This is a genomic window from Vibrio sp. 1CM24A (genome assembly GCF_023161725.1).
In the GTDB taxonomy this organism is placed as follows: Bacteria; Pseudomonadota; Gammaproteobacteria; order Enterobacterales; family Vibrionaceae; genus Vibrio; species Vibrio coralliirubri.
The window spans coordinates 649,545-670,566 of record NZ_JALNTS010000002.1 but is presented as its reverse complement, the minus strand read 5'-3'; the positions used below and the strand labels follow the sequence as shown (position 1 = coordinate 670,566).

The following is a 21,022-nucleotide window of genomic DNA, read 5'->3' as shown; positions in this document are numbered from 1 at the left end:
TATTCAGACGTTCAACTCATTTAAATACCTTCCTAATGAGCTAACGGCATGGCGCGAACTGTGCCGTTATTACTCTCAAACAGAGACACCCATCAGCTGACCTTGTTTAGCACATTAATTCAAAATTTAGAGTTTACCATTCTCTAAATCAATGGGTTACGATGCGTGCACTTACTCACATATATCAATATTTCAGTTCCTCATCGGTTTCTTAATTTATTTTAAAGCGTAAAATATATCCCGCTTGCAAACCTCTTTGGCAACCAATTTGTTCGCCACGGTTTTTTACTTCCACATTATAGGTTTCCTATGTTCAAGAAACTCTCGCTTAAAAATAAACTGGCGATTTCAGCCAGTATGGCCATTATCCTGGGGGGGATTTTGGTCGAGGCATTGTCTTTTCGTGCTTCATTGCAAAGGTTGGATACAGAAGTTGAACAGCGTTTAGAAGGCGCATCGGCTTCTTACAATCAATATGTATCGGATTGGATCTTATCCAAAGAGCGTGCGCTTACTTCTCTTTCGAAAGAATCCAAACAAGAAAGCTTGGTGACTCACCTAAAACAGGTTCGTGATTCAGCCTCTTTTGATAATGTCTTCTTGGCGTTTCCAGACGGTTCTCAAAAGAACGCGAATGGGGTAGTACTTCCGCCGGGTAATGATGATCCTCGTTTGTGGGGTTGGTACACAAATGCCGTTGCGAACCCAAGCAAGGTGTTCATGGATAATCCAACGGTTGCAGCTGCAACTGGGGCGAATGTTGTGTCGCTGGGTACTGCCATGCAATTACATGGTCAACAGGTTGTGTTAGGCGCGGATGTTGAAATTACCGACATTCTTAATAGCCTAGAGCAAGTGATTCTTCCGGGAGAAGGTTACATGTTCATCGCGACCAATAAAGGCACGGTTTATACGCATCCTGACACCAAGTTACTGAACAAAAATATCAGCTCACTTGGGTTAGATTTTGCGGATGTACAAAAGGCGCTGACTAGCGGTAAAGACACTTCTATCGAGTTGAACGGCAGCGACTATGTTCTGTACGCACGTGCGATTGATGGAACGAGCCTGATTACTGTGAGCGTTGTTAATCATGACTCTCTGGTTGCGCCACTATTTGATGCAGTGATTGGTCAAGTGTTGGTGACGCTACTTGTGGTGATCGTATGTACCATACTGTTTAATCTGCTGTGTACGATTCTCTTCCGCCCGTTGAACCACGTTTCTCAAGCACTGGCGCAAATCGCGAATGGTAGTGGTGATTTAACTCAACGCATTCATGTTGAAAACCAAGATGAAGTGGGAGAGTTGGCTCATAACTTCAATACCTTTGTTGGAAGCTTACAGCAATTGATTGGCCATATCCGTGGGCAGTCAGAACAGCTAAACAGCCAGTCAGAGCAAAGTACTCAGCGTGCGAACCGTTCGGTGGATGAGCTTAATCATCAGCAGCAAGAAATCACTATGGTCGCGACGGCCGTAACTGAAATGGCGAGCGCAACGCAAGAGATCGCATTGCATGCCGAGCAAACAGCAAAAGCGGCGCAAGATTCAGCGACAAGCACTAACAGCGGTCACGCTCTGGTTTTGGATACCAAAGGTTCAATCAATAACCTAGCCAATGAAGTGAACGAAGCGGGTAGTGTGATCAGTGAGCTTAACAAGCATGCTCAAGAGATCTCGACGGTATTGGCAACGATTCAAGGCATTGCAGAGCAAACCAACTTGCTTGCTTTGAATGCTGCAATTGAAGCGGCTCGTGCGGGTGAACAAGGTCGTGGCTTTGCTGTGGTTGCTGATGAAGTACGTGTGCTTTCGCAGCGCACTCACTCTTCAACAGAAGAGATCAAATCAACGATTGATATCCTACAGCGCACGACAGCTCAAGCGGTTGAGCTGATGGAAAGCAGTTCGAAACTGGCGATTCATTCCGTAGAAGATGCCGACAGAGCTTCGCATGCGCTTGAAGAGATCAACTCGGCGGTGGCTTTGATCAGTGACATGGCGACTCAAATCGCGACGGCTGCTGAAGAGCAAACACACGTGACGGGTGAAATTACCCAAAACATTACGACCATTAAAGATGTTACTGACCACTTGGTTGTGGGCGCACAGGACAGCTTAACTGAGTCAAACGAACTTAAAAGCCAAGCCGCGGGTTTAAGCGACAAAGTGGCCACTTTTAAGCTTGCTTAACTGTTTCACTCGCTGATGCCTGATCAGTGAGTGCGGGGTAAGCAATAAGTCAAAGCGACGTAGATTACGTCGCTTTTTTTGTATTTGTGAGTCATCGAAGTCTTAATTAATCAGTTTCTGAAAACTCTTTCAGCGCACTCATTGCAGCTTCTGCTTTGTCTTTTTGAACGAAAATGTGGTCGTGATAGTAGCCCGCAACAACGTTAGCGCTAATGCCGTATGAGCCAAGCTTTGTCGCAAACGCTGCCGTCAATCCAACCGCTTCAAGGCTCGAATGTACCGATAAAGTGATCAGGCTAAACACAGCGTCGAAGTCTAGCTGAGCTTTGGTCGCAACGTCTTCTTCCAGAACCAGTGTTACACCTTCTTTCTCACAAAAAGTCGAGATTGGATTGAGCTGAACATAGTCTGCTAGCGCTCCGTCGACAGTGCAAAAAACATAGTTCCCGTCGATTAATTCTGGTGACATGGATTTTAGTAGGAGGTCTAGGTCGGTAATGGCAGTCATAGTCAGTGTCCCTGCGTTAATAAGCTTATTGAAGATGTATGCAGTCACGATAGAAGTAATAATAAGTTAAGTAAAATTAATGATTTTAATTCTGCATCAGTTTTATTAATGGCAAGTTTTTCTCCACATTCATGGCGTCGCGCTTTACCAACTTGTCGACTGTTCCATCTCATTTGATAGATGATCAATAAAGGCCCTTAACAGCGGAGTGACTTGCTTACGCGTTCCATAAATAGCATGAACACCGAGCGTTTTAGGTTGCCATTCAGAAAGCAGTGGCACTAATAGACCATCACGCATCAAGGTTTCGACTGAAGGGAAGGGCAATATGCTGATCCCGTTGCCTTTCAAGGTGGCAGACAGCAATACTTCCGAGGTGTTTGCACTGATATTCCCTTTGATTGGCACTGATTCGAGCCCATTGGGGCCATTGAACGTCCAAGCTGTTTTGCCAAAGTAACTGAACGATAAACAGTTGTGGTGCGCTAGGTCTTGGGCTTCTGTGGGTGTGCCTTTCTCTTTTAGATATTGAGGCGACGCGCAAATCACGGAGCGGCATTCACCGATCTGTTTCGCGACAATATTGGGCGTCAGTTCGTTGGTAATACGAATCGCTAAATCGATGCGTGACTCAACCAGATTGACGGTCTGATCAGTCGAGATAATGTCGATAGAAACCTCTGGCCATTTGGCGATGAAGCGACTGATCACGTCCATCAAGAAGCTATCGACAATCGAGTAGCTGGCAGTGATACGCAGCTGACCTTTTAAATGCTCTTGGTTTTGGTTTCTGATGCCAGCTAGGGATGCTTCCAGTGCCAAAAGTTCTCTGGCGACCTCAAGTGTTTCCTTACCTGCGCTGGTTAAACTTAAGCTTCGTGTTGTTCTGTGAAGCAAGCGTGTATCCATCCATGTTTCTAACTCACCCAAATAGCGAGTGACCTTGGTTCGTGAGAGATCAAGGTGCTCTGCCGCTGCGCTCAAACTGCCACGCTCCACTATGGTGACAAAGACATTCATTGCCTCGAGTTTATCCATTGTTTTATTGCCTAGAGAATTAAACCGACCTCAGTATATGTCCGAAAACTGCAACAGTTAAAGTCAATTTGATGGCTATTTCATCTAAAAACAATCAAATAAGATATTTGGACATTCAGTGAGTTGGCAGGTGTTCAACTCCAAATACCGGAATAAAGCCATGAATACATTATCGAAAAACCTGTTATCAAAAAGCATGCTTTTAGGAACCATAAGCCTAGGAACCGTAATGGCATCAAGTGTTACTTTAGCTGCGGATCTGAATATCACTCACTATAACCCCGGCGAGAACGCGATATTCCCAGCCAGCTCGGTATTGGTCTCGGGTGAGAAAGAACTGATTCTGTTTGATACGCAATTTAGTGTGGCTGATGGTCAAAAGCTAGTGGAGCAAATCAAAGCCACAGGCAAAAAATTATCGATGATTTACATCAGTAGCGGCGACCCAGATTACTACTTTGGTTTGGAACCGATAGTTTCGGCATTTCCTAACGTCAAGGTCGTAGCCAGTGAAGCCGTTGTCGCGCATATCAAACGCACCAAAGATGCGAAGCTCGAATACTGGGGGCCAATCTTAGAAGACAACGCACCGTCTAAAGTGATTGTGCCAACCGTTCTTAACGACACCACGCTAAGTATTGAAGGTGAAACAATCGAGGTGAAAGAGATAAATACACACCAAGCTTATCTTTGGGTTCCGTCTGAAAAGACTGTATTTGGTGGCGTGTCGGTGTATAGCGGTGTGCATGTATGGATGGCAGATGCCGCATCGAAAGAGATTCGTAGCCAGTGGTCACAATCGTTAGAGCGTATGAAAGCACTTGAGCCAGAAGTGGTCATTCCGGGTCACTATTTAGGTGAAATGCCAACAGGGATAAATGCAGTTCAGTTCACGAAGGATTATGTGGCTGATATTGAAAAAGCATTGGCGAGCAAAAGTAATCCAACATCGTTCGAGATCAGTAATTACATGAAGAAAGCATACCCACAATTTAAGGCGACGGAAGGCGACCTAGAACTTGGTGCGAAAGTGCTGAGTGGCGAGATGGTTTGGCACTAGAGTTGATTATCTCGGTTGTGTCGCAGAACAGTCTGAAGATTGTATGCTAGATTTATTGGTGATACACAACTGGAGATATCGATGATCTGGCTTTCAGTGAAAGTACTACAGATTGGACTTGTCTATGGATACAGGAAGTATCAAAAAACGAAAAGAGCTCCAGCTTAGGGGCTCTTTTTTTGTTTCGGAGAGATGATTTTCTATCTCAAGTGGGAAAGAAAATCTGCATTTGCCCGGTTTACTGTTAGTAGCCAGATTAGCCTAGTAGCCAGATCCGCCCTGCAACTCAATGCCACCAATAAGCGAAAGTATGTTGAAAATAGAACCCATTACTCCTCACATCGGAGCTCGTATCCACGAATTAGAACTTTCTACATGCAGTGCTGATGAACTCGATAAGGTGTATCAAGCGCTTATTACCCATCAAGTGATTTTTCTCGACGGGCAGACTTTGTCTCCAGAACAACACTTGATGATTGCAGAACGCTTTGGAACGTTAGAACCTGCACATCCTTTCTTCCCTTGTGTGGAAAGTGCGCCCCAGGTGAGTGTGATTGAAACAACCCGTGGCAATGCGCCAATGGAAAGTTATTGGCATACCGACTTAACGTGGCGCAGCTTGCCGTCGAAAGCTTCCCTGTTGCATGCTCAACACATTCCAAGCGTCGGTGGTGACACTATCTGGTGTTCTATGACGGCGGTTTTTGAATCTCTAAATGAAGATATGAAAGCTAAGTTGAGAGGCTTATCGGCGACTCATTCTCTGGTGGCCTTTGAAGGTATAGAGTCAGAAGACATTGAGCTCGATTGGCACAAATCCTTAATCAAAACAGCACAGGAGAATCCGCCAGTGGTTCACTCTGTTGTTCGAGTTCATCCTGAAACGGGTAAAGAAACGCTCTATATCAATGAACAGTTTACGCGTTATATCAATGAGCTCGACCGCAAAGAGAGTGATGTTTTACTCAGCCAACTGTTTGAAATTGCGAGACGCCCTGAGTTTCAAGTTCGTTTCAAATGGGACAACGGCTCAATGGCGATCTGGGATAACAGGGTAACGCAACATTACGCAGTGATAGATTACGGCGATACTCCAAGAAAAATGCATCGAGTAACAGTGACATGACAGTAAGTAAGAGGGGTAATTGGTGTAGGCGCTAGCGGACAAGTCTCAGGAACTCAGGTTTAGTGTCTGAATTAAAGTATAAAACTGAGACTTTATTCATCTAAGCTTAATAATAAAAACAAATCCGTCGGTTATTTGATTGAAACCCCACTGCTCGGACGTGATGTGTAATATAATCGGCGCCAAAATATAAGTATAAAAACCAAATCATAGAATTAATAAACGTCAGGGCTTAGAGAACAAAGTATTTCGTATGAACGCGATTCGTAAAGTTTACCAGTACGCAGAACCAAACCTTACTCTCGTAGGTTGGATGGGCTTTGTCGGCTTTCCAATTTACTACATTGTGTGGGAGTTTTTGTTTCCGCAGCCCTACGAAAACTTAGCGCTTCGCCTGTTTTGCTCGGTATTGTTCTTTGGCATTATATTTCGCAATCGCGTCCCATTTGAATGGCGAAAATACCTTCCGGCTTATTATCAAGTTGCCGTAACTATCTGTTTGCCAGGTTTCTTCTTCTACATGCTGCTAATGAATAATTGGTCCAACGTTTGGGTTATGTCATTCATGTCGGCTATTTTCCTCCATATTTTATTGGTGCACGTGACGAGAGTGATGTTTGCACAAACCTTTGCCGGTATTGGGATTGCTACCTTGTGTGCTTGGATTACACAAGGCTTCTACCTCGAACTCACAATGGATTGGACGCATGTGCCAATCTTTTTGTTTATCTACTTATTCGGCAACTTGTTCTACTTCCGCAATCAGGTGGAACATGAAAACAAGGTGTCATTGGCGAAGTCTTTTGGTGCGGGTATTGCCCATGAGATGCGAAACCCTCTAAGCGGATTACTTACCTCTATTGATGTTATGCAGTCTATATTGCCTAACCCTAAAAGTGGCGATCAAAAAGGGCAGTATGCGTTAAGCAATGAAGAAGTGATTCAGTTGCGTGAAGTGGGCGATGAAGCGATGGAGATCATTCATTCCGGCAACGAAACGATTGATCTGTTACTGACTTCAATTGATGAAAACCGCGTCTCTCGCTCTACGTTTAAGAAGCATTCAGCGCAAGCGGTGGTTGAGGATGCGATAGACAGCTTCAATTACAAACGTACCGCTGATAAGTCAGCAATCTCCTTGGATGTGCAGAGTAACTTTGAGTTCTTGGGCAGTGACACCTTGCTGAAATACGTCATGTATAACCTGTTCAAGAATGCGTTCCATCATCGTAGCCCTGAAGATTTTCATATTCATGTCACCATGTTCAGTGATGAAGTGACGAACCAGATAATGGTGACGGATAACGGCTCTGGTATTTCGAGCGATATCATTCGTCGTATTTTCCAAGACTTTTACACCACAGGCCAGTCGGGTAATTACGGTTTAGGTTTGCCATTTTGTCAGAAGGTGATGCGCTCGTTTGGTGGTGAGATTAAATGCCAGTCTGAAGTGGATCAATGGACACAGTTCACGATGATTTTCCCCTCTTTGACTTCCAATTCGGTAGAGGAAATCAAGAGCGAACTGACTAAACTCAAGACGGTGCTGATGATCAGTGATCAGACAGTGCTTTCCAGTAAAATGACTGAAATATCTCGCTTTATGGGTTTTGACCTCGAGATTTTGGATGTGGCATCAGCGCTTCAGAATAAGGAATATCAGTTTGAGTTCGACTTGATTTTCGTTGATATGGAGAGCTTGGATTTAAGAGCCAATTGCCTCGATAAGATTGAATCGTTACTTTCGTTCACTGAGGCGCGAATCATTTACTTGTATGAGCGTCATCCTATCAAGCGTGTGCGTAACATCTCTTTCGAGCCTATTTGGGTGGAAACACAAGTCTGGCTACTGAATACTAAAGCGACTATCGATCGTTTACTGTTTGACTCCAACTATGTGATGCCATCGGTTGCTGTAAAACCGCTAGAGGCCACCACTAAGCGTACCATTATGGTGGTCGATGACAACGAGTCTCTACGCCGATTTACTGCAATGTTATTGGAAAAACAGGGCTTTGATGTTGTGCAGAAAGAAGACGGCCAACAAGCCTTAGATGCGCTTGACACCGACGACATCGACTTGATCCTAATGGATATTGAAATGCCAATCATGGACGGTGTTGAAGCTTCTCGCCGTATTCGAAGTGCCGACAAAGAATACTCTTCGGTGCCGATTATTGCTCACACGGGTGACAGTTCTCCCGTTACCTTGGAAAAGATGGAATCGTCAGGCATGTCGGACTTTATTGTTAAACCTGCCGATAAAAACCGACTGTTCGATAAAATTGCTCACTGGATTTAGCGAGTGTAATAGTCTGTAGTTCACGGCCATTGGGTAGACATAGATACAAGAAAGAGCTCAGCGAATTGCTGGGCTCTTTTTGTATCGCGACATGATAGCGTCCATTCAGTCCTGCCGTTGGTGTTGGTTATAAATATGGTTCGAACAAGGTTACACGAACTCTAACTCGGGGTGATGGTACGCTTCGTGACAAACAGTGAGCACATGGTCAATGTCTCTTGGCGTCATGTCGGCATTCACTGAAAAACGGATGATGTTTTTGTTCTTGCCAGTAGCAGGGCGGCAGAAAACCGCACCGAACACATCACGTTCTTCTAAGAAGTCTCGCACACGCTCCGTGTTTCTTTCATTGCCGCACTCTAGCGCTACAATTTGAGACTCACTGCGGATATTAAAGCCAATTCGCTTTAGCCCCGTAGTCAGCGATTTTGCCCGATTGAATAAGGCTTCTCGTTTGTCTTCCGCACCTTTGATCACCTCTAACGTTTTCTCTAAACGAACCACCTCTTGTGGTAACACTGTTGAGCTGAAAATCGCAGGGTACGCCACAAACGGCAAGGTTCTAGACAGTTGTTTAGGACCAAGGATTGCCCCAGCGCGATAAGCAAAGGTTTTTGCCAAGCTAACGGTGATGAAGTCGACTTGGTTGGTGAGTCCTAACGCTTGCACTAAGCCTGCACCATTTTCTCCATGTGTACCCAGTGAATGGGATTCATCAACGACGACCGCACAATCAAACTCTTGCGCCATTTCGTAGATGTCACGCAGTGGGGCAATGGTTCCTATTGTGCTGTAAACCGAGTCGACAACAATGACGCCTGAGCCGTGGCGTTCTAACTGTTTGCGTAGGTGATTCATATTGTTATGCATAAACGGGTGGGCAACTGCGCCGGCAGCGCGGATTCCTTCCCAAAGCGACATGTGTGCAAGGAAATCAATATACACAGGTGTGCCCGGTGGGCAGATGGTTTGCAATAGCCCAATATTGGCCGCCCAGCCCGATTGAGAAAGCAAACAGCTCTCCATTCCAACATAGTTCGCAAGCTCAGTTTCGAACGCAGGTTTAGACTGATCATCTTGTAAGAAAATGGCAGACATCACCACGTTGTCATCGTGCTCACAGATCGCCGCTTGATGGGCTTGTTGGATCTGTTTGTTGTGTGACAGCGCTAGGTAATCATTGCTCTGCATCACAACGGCACTGCGCTGGGGGCGTTTACCCAATACCAAATGCTTTTGGCTTTGGTTCTGGGTAATCAGGTCTTGAATATAGAAGTTCAAGCGCTCTTCGATAAAGGAAGGTAGTGGTTTGTTTTTTGTTTTATCACTCATAATAGTTCTCTTCAAATACAGGAAAACGCCAGCGCTGACGGCTGTATATTGACGATAAAAAGTGATGTGTCATTAGCCAAGTTGCATAAATTTGTGGGTGCTTGCAAACTCAGCATTTAAGGGTTTTGAGGCGAGTGGGTTTCCTTACGGTTCGGGGCTTTAACCGAATCAACATAGGAATAATAGCCTTCTTTTTTATGACAAAAGGCTATTAAAATTCGGTGTTCGAAAGGCTTTAAAAAAGCTGATTTGAAAGGCTACGGGCTGTTAGCTGTGAATATGGATAAGCTCGATTAAGGCATCCAATTGCTTCTTGGCTTCACCCTCTAACGAATACCCAATATTGATGCGTAAGCAATTGCTGTAAAGGTCGAGAGTGCTGAACAGGTGTCCAAGCCTAATATCAATGTTCTGGTCGGCAACGGCCTGAGCAAAGGTTAACTGGTTCAAGTTTGGGATTTGCAGCCAAAGCACCATGCCACCTTGTGGGTTACTTATCTTCACATCTTGAGGAAGGTGCTGAGCCAAATAACTTAGGTATTGCTGGCGCAAAGACAAGATCTGAGAGCATCTTCTTCTCACGTGCTTAGCGTATTGGCCAGATTCAATAAAGTCAGCAACCGCAAGTTGAGTAGGCAGGGCAATGCCATAGCTCGCAGCTGAGAACTGAGCCTTGTACTCGTTGATAAACCTCCCCGGCAAACACCATCCCAAACGGTAACTCGGTGACAAACTTTTCGATACTGATCCACACCATAAGACATAGCCGCCTTTGTCGTAGTATTTCGCGGGGAGTGGTGTGTGTGAGGAGTAGGACAGTTCAAGATACACGTCATCTTCAATGAACGGTACTCGATATTGATTCGCTAATTCGGCAAGCTTCTGTTTTTGACTTGCCGACATATTGATCCCTTGAGGGTTCATATGAGAGGTACAAAAGATCGCGGCATCGACTCGCTTGTTCTTCAAATGCGCTTCTAGCTGTTGCAAGTCGACACCATCATCGAGCGATGGGATTTCTATGATCTGGCGTGACATCTTTCCGAGTAACTCCAGAATTCCATTGAAACAAGGAGAGCTGATCGCAATGGTGTCGCCTTCTTTGGTACACGATTCGAGAGCAGCTTTAATCGCCGACATACAGCCTGCGGTGATCACTATCTCTTCAGGTGAAAAATGGACATCGAGCTTGGCAAAGTGAGTGGATAGTGCGTGTCGCAACATCGGCTCGCCTTGTGTATCTGGGTAGTGGTTGAGCCTACTTCCCATCCGTTTAATAGCGCGACGAAAACTTCGTTCCAATTCAACGATCGACTGCTCATCATTGGTGGTGCTCGAAACCCCTAACGGCCCGTTGATTGAGTTGTGGGTCGAAGAGGTTTGCTTAACACTCGATATCTTACTCTCAAACTGTGCCCACTCAGGCGTTGAGTGAGACGGCTTGTGAGGCGAGACAAAATACCCCGCTTGCGGTCGAGAATGTATCCAGCCTTGTGATTCCAGTTCTTGGTAACAGCTCACCACGGTCGACATGCTGATGGCTTGTTGCTTGGCCAATTGACGTAGCGAAGGCATGCGTCCGCCTTCCGGTCTTTTGCCTGTTTCTATCTCATCGATAAACTGATTGGCTAGCTTTCTGTAGATACTCATTGTCACGACCGTTGTTAACTGTACTGGTTTTTATTATAAAAATTGTATCTGTACTGGTTTTATTGTTCAAGGGATACTCATTCGAAACAAAGGAGGGGTCAGTATGAAAAGAAATGATTTGTTGTTAGCGGTATTCGTCATGGCGATTTGGGGATTCAACTTCTCGATGATCAAAATGGGTGTGACTAATGTTCATCCGTTGTTGGCAACCGCCGCGCGTTTCTCGCTAGCGGTAATTCCAGTGATATTTTTTGTAGCGAGACCTAATGTCGCTTGGCGTTACTTAGTCAGTTATGGCTTTGTGTTCGGTGTGGGTATCTGGGGTATGGCTTCATGGTCGATCACTGCTGGTTTATCGTCTGGGCTTTCATCGGTCTTGCTTTCAACCAACGTATTAATCGGCATGGCGGTTGGCGTGTGGTTGTTCAAGGAGAGTGCTTCTATTCGTAAATTATTGGGTGCGATGCTAGCTATGTGTGCGTTGGCGGTATTGGTATCTGCAGCAACGGGCAATGTCACCGTTAATGGCGTGATCTTGATTATGATTGCGGCGTGCAGTTGGACCTTGATGGGCGTGATTGTTAAGGCATCTAAAACCACTCAAGCTTTTGCATTTAATGTCTGGGGGATGTTGTTTGCTCCGATGCCATTAGTGTTATTTGCCGTGATGTTACATGGTGACCAAATTATCTGGCAGGGCATCGAACAATGGGATTGGAACACGACGATTGCGGTGCTGTTTCAAGCTTACCCAACCACGCTATTTGGTTATTGGGTATGGAATAAGCTGCTAATTCAATACCCGTTAAGTACGACCGCGCCGTTAACCTTGTTAGTGCCTATCTTCGCATTGATAAGTGGTTACTTTATGTATGACGAGGTGCTGTCTGTCGCTCAGGTTGTTGCATCAATACTGTTTCTTGTCGGGATTGGTTTGATTGTGAAACCTGCGAATACAACGAATACCAAAGCGACACAAACACTTGCCAAGCAAAAGTGATTGAAGAAACTGATATTGCATGACCAGCTTTGAATGACAAATAATACCTCGCACTTGTGAGGTCTTATTCTATGTATCGAATTTGATTAAAGTTATCTTATGGAAGGCGGTCAAGTTATCTGGAGAAACTTGTCAGTAATTGTTATGTTATATCGTATCAATAATGAGTGGCTAGATTACTCGACATTTGGACATCGATATCATGGATAAAATTAAACAAGTCTTGCTGGTTGCGGGAACACACGGCAATGAGCTCTCAGGTATTTACCTAAATAAGCTGATCAAAGAGGGCATGTATGGAGCTGATCGTTCAACGTTCGCTGCGACTTCTGTTATCGCAAATCCGAAAGCGGTAGAACAGAATGTACGATACCTAGATATAGACCTAAACCGTCAGTTTGCTGTGGGTGGTGAAGAAAGCGGATCTGACTTAGCTGAACAAGCGGTCGCGCGTCAGTTTGCCGAAAGGTATGCAAATCGAGAGCAACAATTGATCGTTGATTTACACAACACGACCAGCAATATGGGGGCGACATTAATCTTGCTGTCAAATGATGCTTTCTACCAAAAAATGGGCGCGTATGTGAAGCAACGTATGCCGGAAGCCAATATTCTTTTTGAAGACAGAAAACCGTGGGATGAGCAGCCATACCTGTGCACGGCAGGTGATCGCGGCGTCATGATTGAAGTAGGGGCTCAAGCGCATGGGTCACTCAAGTTCGACACTCTCAAACTGATGAAGCAGATGCTGACCTTAGTTCTTGATTACGTTGAGAACCATAACCTTAACCAAGTTAAAGCGTTACAAGACTACAGTGCTTTCTTCTATGTTGAGGAAGTGAATGTGCCACTTGGTCCTGATGGTATGCGAGTCGCTACGGTACACCCAGCGATTTGTGGCAGAGATTTCGAAGCCGTGAAGCAAGGTGAGCCGTTGTTAGCGACTTTCTTTGGTTATGATATCTATTGGGAGCGCGAACAAGATATCTATCCACATTTCATTAATGAGAGCGCTTACGCTAAAGCGAACATTGCGATGGCCTTGGCAGAGAAGCGTCTAGTTTCTGTAGGCTAAGAATTTTTCTAGGAGCTGATAAGACTGCTAATCCACAACAAGCAAATAAGCCCACTCGCTTTGGTATACAAGGTTAGTGGGCTTATTTCTTTCTATGACTTAAGCGATCATGCACTCAAGTAACTGGCTCTCAAGATCGTCGTCTATTTCTAGACCGATCACTTCTATTCTGGTTTCGATACACTCATCGAGTTCTGATTCCGTCAAGCCATCCTCTGTTAAGTTGTACCCGAAAATACCACTTTGAGTAATGAATACCGCTTTCATCCGCTCAGCTTTCAATCCAACTAAAAAGTGTCTCAAACGCTGGTGGTCAAACAGTTTCTCTGCAGAGAATCGCCAACCAACGCTTTCAAAACCTTCACCTTGGTTAGTCGCTTTGATCATGCCGCTTTCTGGCATTGGTAATTCTGAAGCGAGCGGCTTCTCTTGCTGGTGATGATGATGGTGGTGGTGCGCTTGTTGGCCAAAGAAGTTTGTATCTCCTTCGAACTCTTCAAAAGGGATTTTTCCATGGTGAGCGAAGACTAGCTTGGTATTCGGGTGACAAATTTCAGTCACGTATTCAGCCAGTTTCTCTGCGTCGCCATCTTGGTATAGGTCGACTTTGTTACCAACTACGGTATCGGCAATGGTGATTTGCTGATTGAAGGTATCGTGATCTGCGTAGCGAGAATCAGAGAGCTTCCGTGCATCGACTAAGGTAACGTTTTTCTGCAGTGATAGTACTTTACGGTAATGTTCAGAGGACAAAACTTGCAGCACTTCTTTAGGGTGACCAAGCCCTGTTGGCTCGATTAACAAACGATCGGGTTTGGCTTCGGTAAGCAGTTGATTGAGCGCGATTTGCATCGGTAAACCTGCCGCACAACACATGCAACCCCCGGGAACTTCACGAATGAACACTTGTTGTGTGGTCTGGTTGCCTTGAATCAAGCTACCATCAACGCCGATTTCTCCAAATTCATTCACTAGCACAGCCCAGCGTTCATTTTCTGGTTTGTTCTTCATCAGGTTGAGAATCGCAGAGGTTTTTCCCACCCCAAGGAACCCAGTAATAATGTTGGTTGGAATGCCTAACATAGGTGACTTATCAGAGCTCATTAGCAATTCTCCTATAGCCTTGAACTAGGGTGTGGTTGGCTGATACCACAGACTCTGAAAATGCAGAGTATTCAGGCGGTACTTTGGAGATGCTATTTAAGTCAAACCCAGAGCCTATATTGGTCATTGGTGGAACATGGAAGTTTTCCGGTAAATCGAGGCCATCTACTACACAGTTGTGGCGAATGACGCAACCTTTGCCAATCACAGCATTGAATACCACCGAGTTGAAGCCAATAAAGACATCGTCACAAACTTCACATGGCCCATGAATGATAGAGCGGTGAGCGATAGAAGAGCGTTCTCCAATGGTAACCGCTGCTCCTGCTTTTGAGTGTATGACGACACCATCTTGAATATTGGTATCGCGCTTAATCACGATTGCTTCCATGTCACCTTGTTCGTTAACCTCGTCGGCACGAATGACGGCGTAGGGGCCGATAAACACGTTATCTTCAATGATAACTTTCCCGCAGATGATAGCGGTCGGGTCAATGAAGGCGGTTTCCGACACGTTCGGCATATGGCCGCTAGGGTTTCTTCTTAACATATTGAGCTCTTTTATTTTTTAGTGCCGCTAGGCCTACCTTTACGAGTGGCCAGCGATTTATTCCGTTGTTTAGATGGTGGTCTGTGTCTTAGTCGAGGCTCTAACGTTCAAAAGAGAGCCTCATTGCCGGAGTTGGCTGAGTGCTTTGTTTGACGATGTCTTGAGTCTTTTGATCTGCGAATGCCTCAGGATGGCTATACACTCGGGCTCCATTTACCCATGTGTGCCTTATCTGAGCGGAGAACTCATGCCCTGAAAATGGTGACCATACACATTGGTATAAGCTGTTTTCATCGCTGACTAAGGTTGGTGCTTGCGAGTCAACCAAAACTAAATCGGCGTAGTAACCTTCACGAAGAAAGCCTCGGTCACGAATTGCATAGCGCAGTGCTGGGTTGTGAGACGTTTTCTCTACAACCTGAGTCATTGTCATTCTTCCTGACTTCACATGGTCAAACAGGGTTAATAAGGCATGCTGGACTAAAGGCAAACCGGCGGGTGCTTGTTCATAGGGAACCTGTTTTTCTTCCCATGTATGAGGTGCGTGATCCGTCGCAATAATGTCGATTTTTCCCGAATTCAAAGCCGCTAATAACGCGTTACGATCACTCGGGTATTTGATGGCAGGGTTACACTTAATCTGATTGCCCAACGTTGCGTAGTCTTGGTTGCTAAACCAAAGGTGGTGGACACAAGCTTCAGCCGTAATGTGCTTGTTTTGAATGGGGCCAGCTTCAAACAGTGAGAGTTCTTTCTCAGTCGTGATGTGCAGTACATGAAGTTGACTGCTGTGCTTTTTGGCTAGCTCTACGGCGTATGACGAAGAGGCGTAGCAAGCATTGGCGTCTCGCAGAGTAGGGTGGTCTTCAATCGTGAATTCGGCTTTCTCTTGTCTCAGTTTTTCTTGGTTTTGGGCAATGACAGGGCCGCTTTCACAATGGGTAACGATAAGGACGGGAGAGTCGCGGAATATAGCATCTAGCGCTTGAGGATCTTCCACCAATAGGTTGCCAGTGGAAGCGCCCATAAACACCTTCACCCCACAATGATTCTTAGGGTCGAGTTGTTTGATTTGTTCAAGGTTGTCTTCGGTCGCACCAAGGTAAAATGAATAATTTGCCAGTGAGCTTTGTGCTGCAATATCAAACTTTCGTTCTAATGCTTCAATGGTGGTGGTCGCCGGGTTTACGTTCGGCATTTCCATATAACTCGTAATGCCGCCAGCAACTGCAGCTCGTGATTCGGTGGCGATTGAGCCTTTGTGAGTGAGGCCGGGTTCGCGAAAATGGACTTGGTCGTCAATCATCCCTGGAAGGAGATAGCACCCTTGAGCGTCAATAATCTCATCGTCTGGTTTTGGTTCAATGTTGTTGGCAATTCTTTCTATTCGCTGGTTAACGATCAATAGATCCGATTCGGCAATGATGCCTTCATTGACCAAGTGGGCATTCTTGATGAGTGTTGCAGACATAGCGGTTCATTCTTCCTTTTTGATTAGTGCTAATGCTGGGGGAGTGTTTAATAAAATAGCGTTACGGCTATGCTTCTTAGAGCTTAGAGCTTATGTATCGACGCATTCATCACATACGCAGCTAATCTCTAACTGGGGGCTTGTTACAGTAAAGCCTTCTTGCTTTGCGTGAGATTGGAGATCGCGAATGATGGAAGGGGCGATGGTTTGTTCGCTGATTTTGTCGCACTTAGAGCAAATCAAAAACTGCGGGATGCCGTGCTCATGATCGCAAAGGATATGGTCGCAAAGTATGTACTTATTAGAGACTTGCAGTTTGTGCGCTAAGTGCTGCTCTTCAAGAAACTCCAACACTCGGTAAACCGACATCGCTTGAACGTGTTGATCAAAGTGTTCCTTACAATACTCAACGATTTCATACGCAGACAGCGCTTTGTCGGCATGAACCAGTGCACGCAGTATCAACAGTCTTTTAGCGGTAAACTGTTTTCCGTTCGTTTTACAGCCTTGTTTTACGTGCTCGATGATCGCTTCGATGTCTCTCATTCAATCCACAAAATTAGTGATAATGTAGATATGTTATAACATAACAGTTGATTGCGGGGAACGAACTTTCACTTAAAGAACCTCTAGGTGGGCTCTCTCTTTTCAGGCTTACTTTGTAGATGAATAATAGCCGTTTATTGCCCATCATTTTGCATGTTGTGCCAAAGAAGCTTTCTTATAATGATTGGATTACTGATTAAAACCCCAAAAGAGAGTGGGTTGTTATAAGTGAATTCGAATTAAATTCTGAAATGATACAAATCTCATATTTAATAACGCTTATTTAGTAACCTCTGTTGAGTCCCATATCAAATCAAGTGGCTGATTTTATTGGGTATCGGAGAAAAGTCTCAAAAATTATTATTTAGATCGCTAAAGTTTTAAATTCTACTAAATGTTATTTGCATGGGATATAACTCCATTTGGTGGCTGTTGAATAGATGGTTTTTAGCTATATATGTGAATTTTGAAGCGAGTTATCTTTCTGATTTGAAAGAATAATTAAATAGTTAAGATAAAAAAGTTGGCGAAAATCAGAAGCTTGGCATACACTTTCCTTGTAAATGACCTTATCTCATTGATTGAATAGGGTAAATGCTTTGGCGCTACTCACGATAGTAGCAATGTTTAACATAGCTTTGAGGAAAGTTTTATGGCACTCACTAAGGCCGATTTGGCTGAGAACCTGTTTGAGACACTCGGATACAGCAAGCGGGATGCCAAGGAAACGGTTGAAGTGTTTTTCGAAGAAGTTCGTAAAGCACTCGAAAATGGCGAACAGGTAAAACTGTCTGGTTTTGGTAATTTTGATCTTCGCGAGAAAAACGAGCGACCTGGTCGTAACCCGAAAACTGGTGAAGACATTCCAATTTCTGCTCGACGTGTTGTTACTTTCAGACCGGGACAAAAACTAAAGGCCCGAGTTGAAAATATTAAAATCGAGAAGTAGCCAAGCAATAGACCACGCCTAGCGTGGTCTTTTTGTTTTTAGTCTGGCAATTATTGTTGTTTCTCTCTTTCAGTCTTTTATCATCTCGCATCTCGCATCTCGCATCTCGCATCTCGCATCTCGCATCTCGCGCATTCTATATCGTACGTATTTCCATACATTGACGCCTCACTTTAGTTATTACCCATACATTTAAAATGGACAGCTAGAGAGTATGAAATAAGTCTATCTTATTGGTTTTTTAAATCCGTTCAGTGAAATTGAACAGAGGTTAAATCTAATTGAATTTAAATCGGCCGAGTGATTTGCTGTAATGTGCTCAATAAACAGCCAGTTAATCTATTTTGTTGATCTAAATCTAAGGAGAAGCTTTGCGTAAGTCCGCTTTAGCTTTGATGTTACTCTTTTTATCGACTGTCGCTTCGGCAGCTGAGTACCAGCAACTCGCCAATATGTGCATTGCTTGTCATGGCAGTAACAACGATACCTCGTTTCCCTCTATCCCCAACCTTAAGTGGCAAAACCAAGTCTACCTTACTGAGCAACTGACTGACTTTAAAAGTGGTAAGCGTGAGGACAAAACGATGTCCAAAGTCGCGCAACTATTGTCAGAAGAAGACATCAAGAAGTTAGCTAATTACTTTTACCAACTGAACAACACAGGGTCACCACAATGAGTTTAGATAGAAGACAGTTCCTTAAAGCCGCGCTTTCAGCAACCGCAGTATCTGCATTACCGGTGTCGTGGGTATTTGCCGCGAATCGCCCTGAAGATTTAGCTGCACTGGACATCAATGCATTAACGTGGGCAAAAGCAGAAGATCTACCGGATTACTACACCGTTTTAAATACCAACCCTTTGAATGCGTATCCGCCAGAAAGTATGCTTGCACCTGCTGTGACTCCTGCAGATGTTCCCTTTGTTCGTTGGAATGGTTTGATGCCAGATTTTACGGAGATGGACCCAGATACTTGGACCTTCGAAGTGAAAGGTGAGTCGGTTAAACAGAGTAAAACCTACACAATTGCTGAGCTCAAATCTAAGTTTAAACATCACACGCAAAGCCTAGTATTGGAGTGTGGTGGTAACAGCCGTAACAATTTTTATCCGAGCACTAAAGGCAACCAATGGAACAATGCTGGTGTCTACTGTTCACAGTGGACAGGTGTGTTGCTCAGTGATGTGCTTAAAGACTGTGGCATTAAGGATGATGCGGTTTACGTTGGTAACCATGGCTTTGATAAACACTTGAGTGGTAAAGGTGAGGCGATTTCACGTGGCGTTCCTATTGCAGCGGCGATGAACGATAACGCCTTGATTGCATGGGAAATGAATGGCGAGCCGATTCCATATCTCCATGGTTATCCGCTACGAACGGTATTTGGCGGTCGACCGGCTTCAGTTTCTCAGAAATGCACAACAGGCATCAGTATTCGAAACAAGATTCATGATGGCCATAAGATGGCGGCTCCTGCTTATCAAGTGCCTAAGAACCCAATCGCTCCGGGTGAGAAAGTAGATAACAAAGATTTCCGAATCATTGAAGAGATGATTGTGAAGTCGCTGATTACTTCTCCAAAAAGCGGGACAGAGTTTGCGCTTGGTAAAAAGGTTAAAGTCAGTGGTCATGCTTGGGCTGGGTTAAGAACCGTTGAGAAGCTGCAAGTGAGTTACGACTACGGTACCACTTGGCACGATGCAAAGCTGAATAAGCCAGTAAACAAGGGCGCTTGGCAACAATGGGAAGCCGATCTAGACCTTCCTATGACCGGCTATTATGAGATCTGGGCGAAGGCGACCGATAGCGAAGGCGATAGCCAGCCAGTCGTGCAACCGCAATGGAATCCTAAAGGTTACCTGTTTAATGGTTGCCATCGTATCGCAGTAAGAGTGTCGTGATGCTGTCTATTTCCAATAAGCCTATTGATGGCAATTCTAAACTTACCAATCTGATTGATGGCCAGTCATTTCATGCAGACTCAAGTCCTGTCAGCAAGCGCAGTTACCGTAAAGGCATAATGAGAGCGGCATTGGTGTGTAGCTTATTAACGTCGATGCTCGTTCATGCTGAAGACGTTCCAGAGAACCCGAAAGAGTACTACGGCGTAGATAAAGCCTCGGGGCTGATCATGGCACCCGGTTGGGAGACCGTGAAAGGGCAATGTAACGCCTGCCATACCAGCTTAATCGTTGCTCAGAACAGCGGAAACAGAGAGCAGTGGCGTGAAACCATTCAGTGGATGGTCGACACTCAAGGGCTGTGGGATCTGTCTGATACTTGGGATCCGGTATTGGATTACCTCAGTACCTACTATCAAGACAAAGGCATCGATATGAACAAGTATCGTCGTAAACCAATTGATAGCGCTTTGATGCCACCTATGCCGGGAGAAAGCCAATGATCATCAATCGATTAAAGCGAACCTCTCTTGTGAATGGAATTGTTGCAAATGGAGCTGTTGTTAATAGAGTTGCTGCCAATAGAGCTATTGCGATAGCCGCTGCTGCAATAGTTTTGTTGCTGTCGGCGTGTACTGATGAACAGCCGAGCACTGAAGATAAAGTTGCCTCGCGAGTCGAATCATTAGGAATAGAGTCGAAACCAGCGCCGCAGCTTGAAGTGGAAGCTAAATCTGAGGTTGAAACGCTTGTCGATAGCAAGGTAATCACCAAAGATTACATACCTAGCTTAGTGTCAGGTGAAAAGTTGGTTCAGAATCTATGTAGCCAGTGTCATGGCGACAAAATTATTCCCTTCGTACAATCTTATCCAAACATCAAAGGTCAGAAAGCGGGGTATATTCTTAAACAACTGCGTGGTTTTAAAAGTGATGAACGCCAAGATTTGTACATGCAGTCTGTGGTCAAACACCTTTCAGATGAAGACCTACAAGACGTAGCCGCGTTCTATGGTACGTTGAAGCCATTGGACTTATACAATCGCACTAAAGAGTATTATCACAAGTAGGTGAGCTTTCTCTGGGAACACTAGTTAAGTTGGTCTCTACGAGGTTCGGTGGGTAAAACAGTAGATAACGATAAGCAAAACAATAGATAAAACAAAGGGCTGCGATTATGCAGCCCTTTGTCGTTCTTGTTTATGATAATTGTTTA

General features: G+C 44.8%; 19 protein-coding genes. 11 read left to right on the top strand and 8 right to left on the bottom strand.

Features of this window, described 5'->3' with window-relative positions:
* Window positions 1-309: 309 nt before the first annotated feature.
* Window positions 310-2,196 carry a methyl-accepting chemotaxis protein gene (locus MSG38_RS07020; protein WP_248401384.1) on the top strand — a complete coding sequence of 629 codons (1,887 nt, stop codon included), beginning with the start codon at window positions 310-312 and terminating at the stop codon, window positions 2,194-2,196.
* Window positions 2,197-2,302: 106 nt separating this feature from the next.
* On the opposite strand, the gene MSG38_RS07015 is transcribed toward MSG38_RS07020, so the two are convergent.
* Both MSG38_RS07015 and MSG38_RS07010 read right to left on the bottom strand, forming a co-directional pair.
* A complete protein-coding gene (locus tag MSG38_RS07015) occupies window positions 2,303-2,704 on the bottom strand; it encodes an ACT domain-containing protein (RefSeq protein WP_248401383.1) in 402 nt (133 codons plus the stop codon).
* A 144-nt stretch (window positions 2,705-2,848) separates the two neighbouring features.
* A complete protein-coding gene (locus MSG38_RS07010; protein ID WP_248401381.1) occupies window positions 2,849-3,742 on the bottom strand; it encodes a LysR family transcriptional regulator in 894 nt (297 codons plus the stop codon).
* A gap of 160 nt (window positions 3,743-3,902) precedes the next feature.
* Between MSG38_RS07010 and MSG38_RS07005 the strand changes: the two genes are divergently transcribed.
* The 3 genes from MSG38_RS07005 to MSG38_RS06995 all read left to right on the top strand — a co-directional run bounded on the left by MSG38_RS07005 (window position 3,903) and on the right by MSG38_RS06995 (window position 8,230).
* Window positions 3,903-4,802 (top strand): Vmh family MBL fold metallo-hydrolase, encoded by a 900-nt coding sequence (locus MSG38_RS07005; RefSeq protein ID WP_248401380.1) that lies wholly within the window; start codon window positions 3,903-3,905, stop codon window positions 4,800-4,802.
* Window positions 4,803-5,112: 310 nt separating this feature from the next.
* Window positions 5,113-5,928 carry a TauD/TfdA family dioxygenase gene (locus tag MSG38_RS07000; RefSeq protein WP_248401375.1) on the top strand — a complete coding sequence of 272 codons (816 nt, stop codon included), beginning with the start codon at window positions 5,113-5,115 and terminating at the stop codon, window positions 5,926-5,928.
* Window positions 5,929-6,181: 253 nt separating this feature from the next.
* The gene (locus tag MSG38_RS06995) at window positions 6,182-8,230 is read left to right on the top strand and encodes a hybrid sensor histidine kinase/response regulator (RefSeq protein ID WP_059019461.1); all 2,049 of its coding nucleotides are present in this window, start codon (window positions 6,182-6,184) and stop codon (window positions 8,228-8,230) included.
* A 150-nt stretch (window positions 8,231-8,380) separates the two neighbouring features.
* Here MSG38_RS06995 and cqsA read toward each other — a convergent pair whose 3' ends face one another.
* Entirely contained in the window at window positions 8,381-9,562 is a 1,182-nt protein-coding gene (cqsA, locus tag MSG38_RS06990; RefSeq protein WP_059019463.1) for an alpha-hydroxyketone-type quorum-sensing autoinducer synthase, read from the bottom strand.
* A gap of 267 nt (window positions 9,563-9,829) precedes the next feature.
* Window positions 9,830-11,212 (bottom strand): PLP-dependent aminotransferase family protein, encoded by a 1,383-nt coding sequence (locus MSG38_RS06985; protein WP_248401373.1) that lies wholly within the window; start codon window positions 11,210-11,212, stop codon window positions 9,830-9,832.
* Window positions 11,213-11,315: 103 nt separating this feature from the next.
* Here MSG38_RS06985 and MSG38_RS06980 point away from each other — a divergent pair, with 103 nt between their 5' ends.
* Window positions 11,316-12,212, top strand: coding sequence for an EamA family transporter (locus MSG38_RS06980; protein WP_248401372.1), 897 nt, complete (start codon window positions 11,316-11,318; stop codon window positions 12,210-12,212).
* Between the two features lie 202 nt (window positions 12,213-12,414).
* Window positions 12,415-13,287 carry an aspartoacylase gene (locus tag MSG38_RS06975; RefSeq protein ID WP_248401371.1) on the top strand — a complete coding sequence of 291 codons (873 nt, stop codon included), beginning with the start codon at window positions 12,415-12,417 and terminating at the stop codon, window positions 13,285-13,287.
* 99 nt (window positions 13,288-13,386) lie between these two features.
* Here MSG38_RS06975 and MSG38_RS06970 read toward each other — a convergent pair whose 3' ends face one another.
* The 4 genes from MSG38_RS06970 to MSG38_RS06955 form a co-directional block, all read right to left on the bottom strand.
* Complete coding sequence (locus MSG38_RS06970; protein ID WP_248401370.1) at window positions 13,387-14,391, bottom strand: GTP-binding protein; 1,005 nt, start codon at window positions 14,389-14,391, stop codon at window positions 13,387-13,389.
* Window positions 14,381-14,941: a carbonate dehydratase gene (locus MSG38_RS06965; protein WP_048611500.1), complete on the bottom strand. Its 561-nt coding sequence runs from the start codon at window positions 14,939-14,941 to the stop codon at window positions 14,381-14,383. Before MSG38_RS06965 ends, MSG38_RS06970 begins: the two co-directional genes overlap by 11 nt.
* 100 nt (window positions 14,942-15,041) lie before the next feature.
* Complete coding sequence (locus tag MSG38_RS06960) at window positions 15,042-16,412, bottom strand: dihydroorotase (RefSeq protein WP_248401369.1); 1,371 nt, start codon at window positions 16,410-16,412, stop codon at window positions 15,042-15,044.
* Window positions 16,413-16,502: 90 nt separating this feature from the next.
* Window positions 16,503-16,958, bottom strand: a complete 456-nt coding sequence (locus tag MSG38_RS06955) for a transcriptional repressor (RefSeq protein WP_048611807.1) — start codon at window positions 16,956-16,958, stop codon at window positions 16,503-16,505.
* A gap of 652 nt (window positions 16,959-17,610) precedes the next feature.
* Between MSG38_RS06955 and ihfA the strand changes: the two genes are divergently transcribed.
* The 5 genes from ihfA to MSG38_RS06930 all read left to right on the top strand — a co-directional run bounded on the left by ihfA (window position 17,611) and on the right by MSG38_RS06930 (window position 20,876).
* Window positions 17,611-17,907: an integration host factor subunit alpha gene (ihfA, locus tag MSG38_RS06950; RefSeq protein ID WP_004734853.1), complete on the top strand. Its 297-nt coding sequence runs from the start codon at window positions 17,611-17,613 to the stop codon at window positions 17,905-17,907.
* A gap of 371 nt (window positions 17,908-18,278) precedes the next feature.
* A complete protein-coding gene (locus tag MSG38_RS06945) occupies window positions 18,279-18,584 on the top strand; it encodes a c-type cytochrome (protein ID WP_004734857.1) in 306 nt (101 codons plus the stop codon).
* A complete protein-coding gene (locus MSG38_RS06940; RefSeq protein WP_052878254.1) occupies window positions 18,581-19,807 on the top strand; it encodes a molybdopterin-dependent oxidoreductase in 1,227 nt (408 codons plus the stop codon). The genes MSG38_RS06945 and MSG38_RS06940 overlap by 4 nt, the downstream gene beginning before the upstream one ends.
* Window positions 19,807-20,310: a hypothetical protein gene (locus MSG38_RS06935; protein WP_048611489.1), complete on the top strand. Its 504-nt coding sequence runs from the start codon at window positions 19,807-19,809 to the stop codon at window positions 20,308-20,310. The genes MSG38_RS06940 and MSG38_RS06935 overlap by 1 nt, the downstream gene beginning before the upstream one ends.
* Window positions 20,307-20,876 (top strand): cytochrome c, encoded by a 570-nt coding sequence (locus MSG38_RS06930; protein ID WP_248401368.1) that lies wholly within the window; start codon window positions 20,307-20,309, stop codon window positions 20,874-20,876. The genes MSG38_RS06935 and MSG38_RS06930 overlap by 4 nt, the downstream gene beginning before the upstream one ends.
* Window positions 20,877-21,022: the final 146 nt, after the last annotated feature.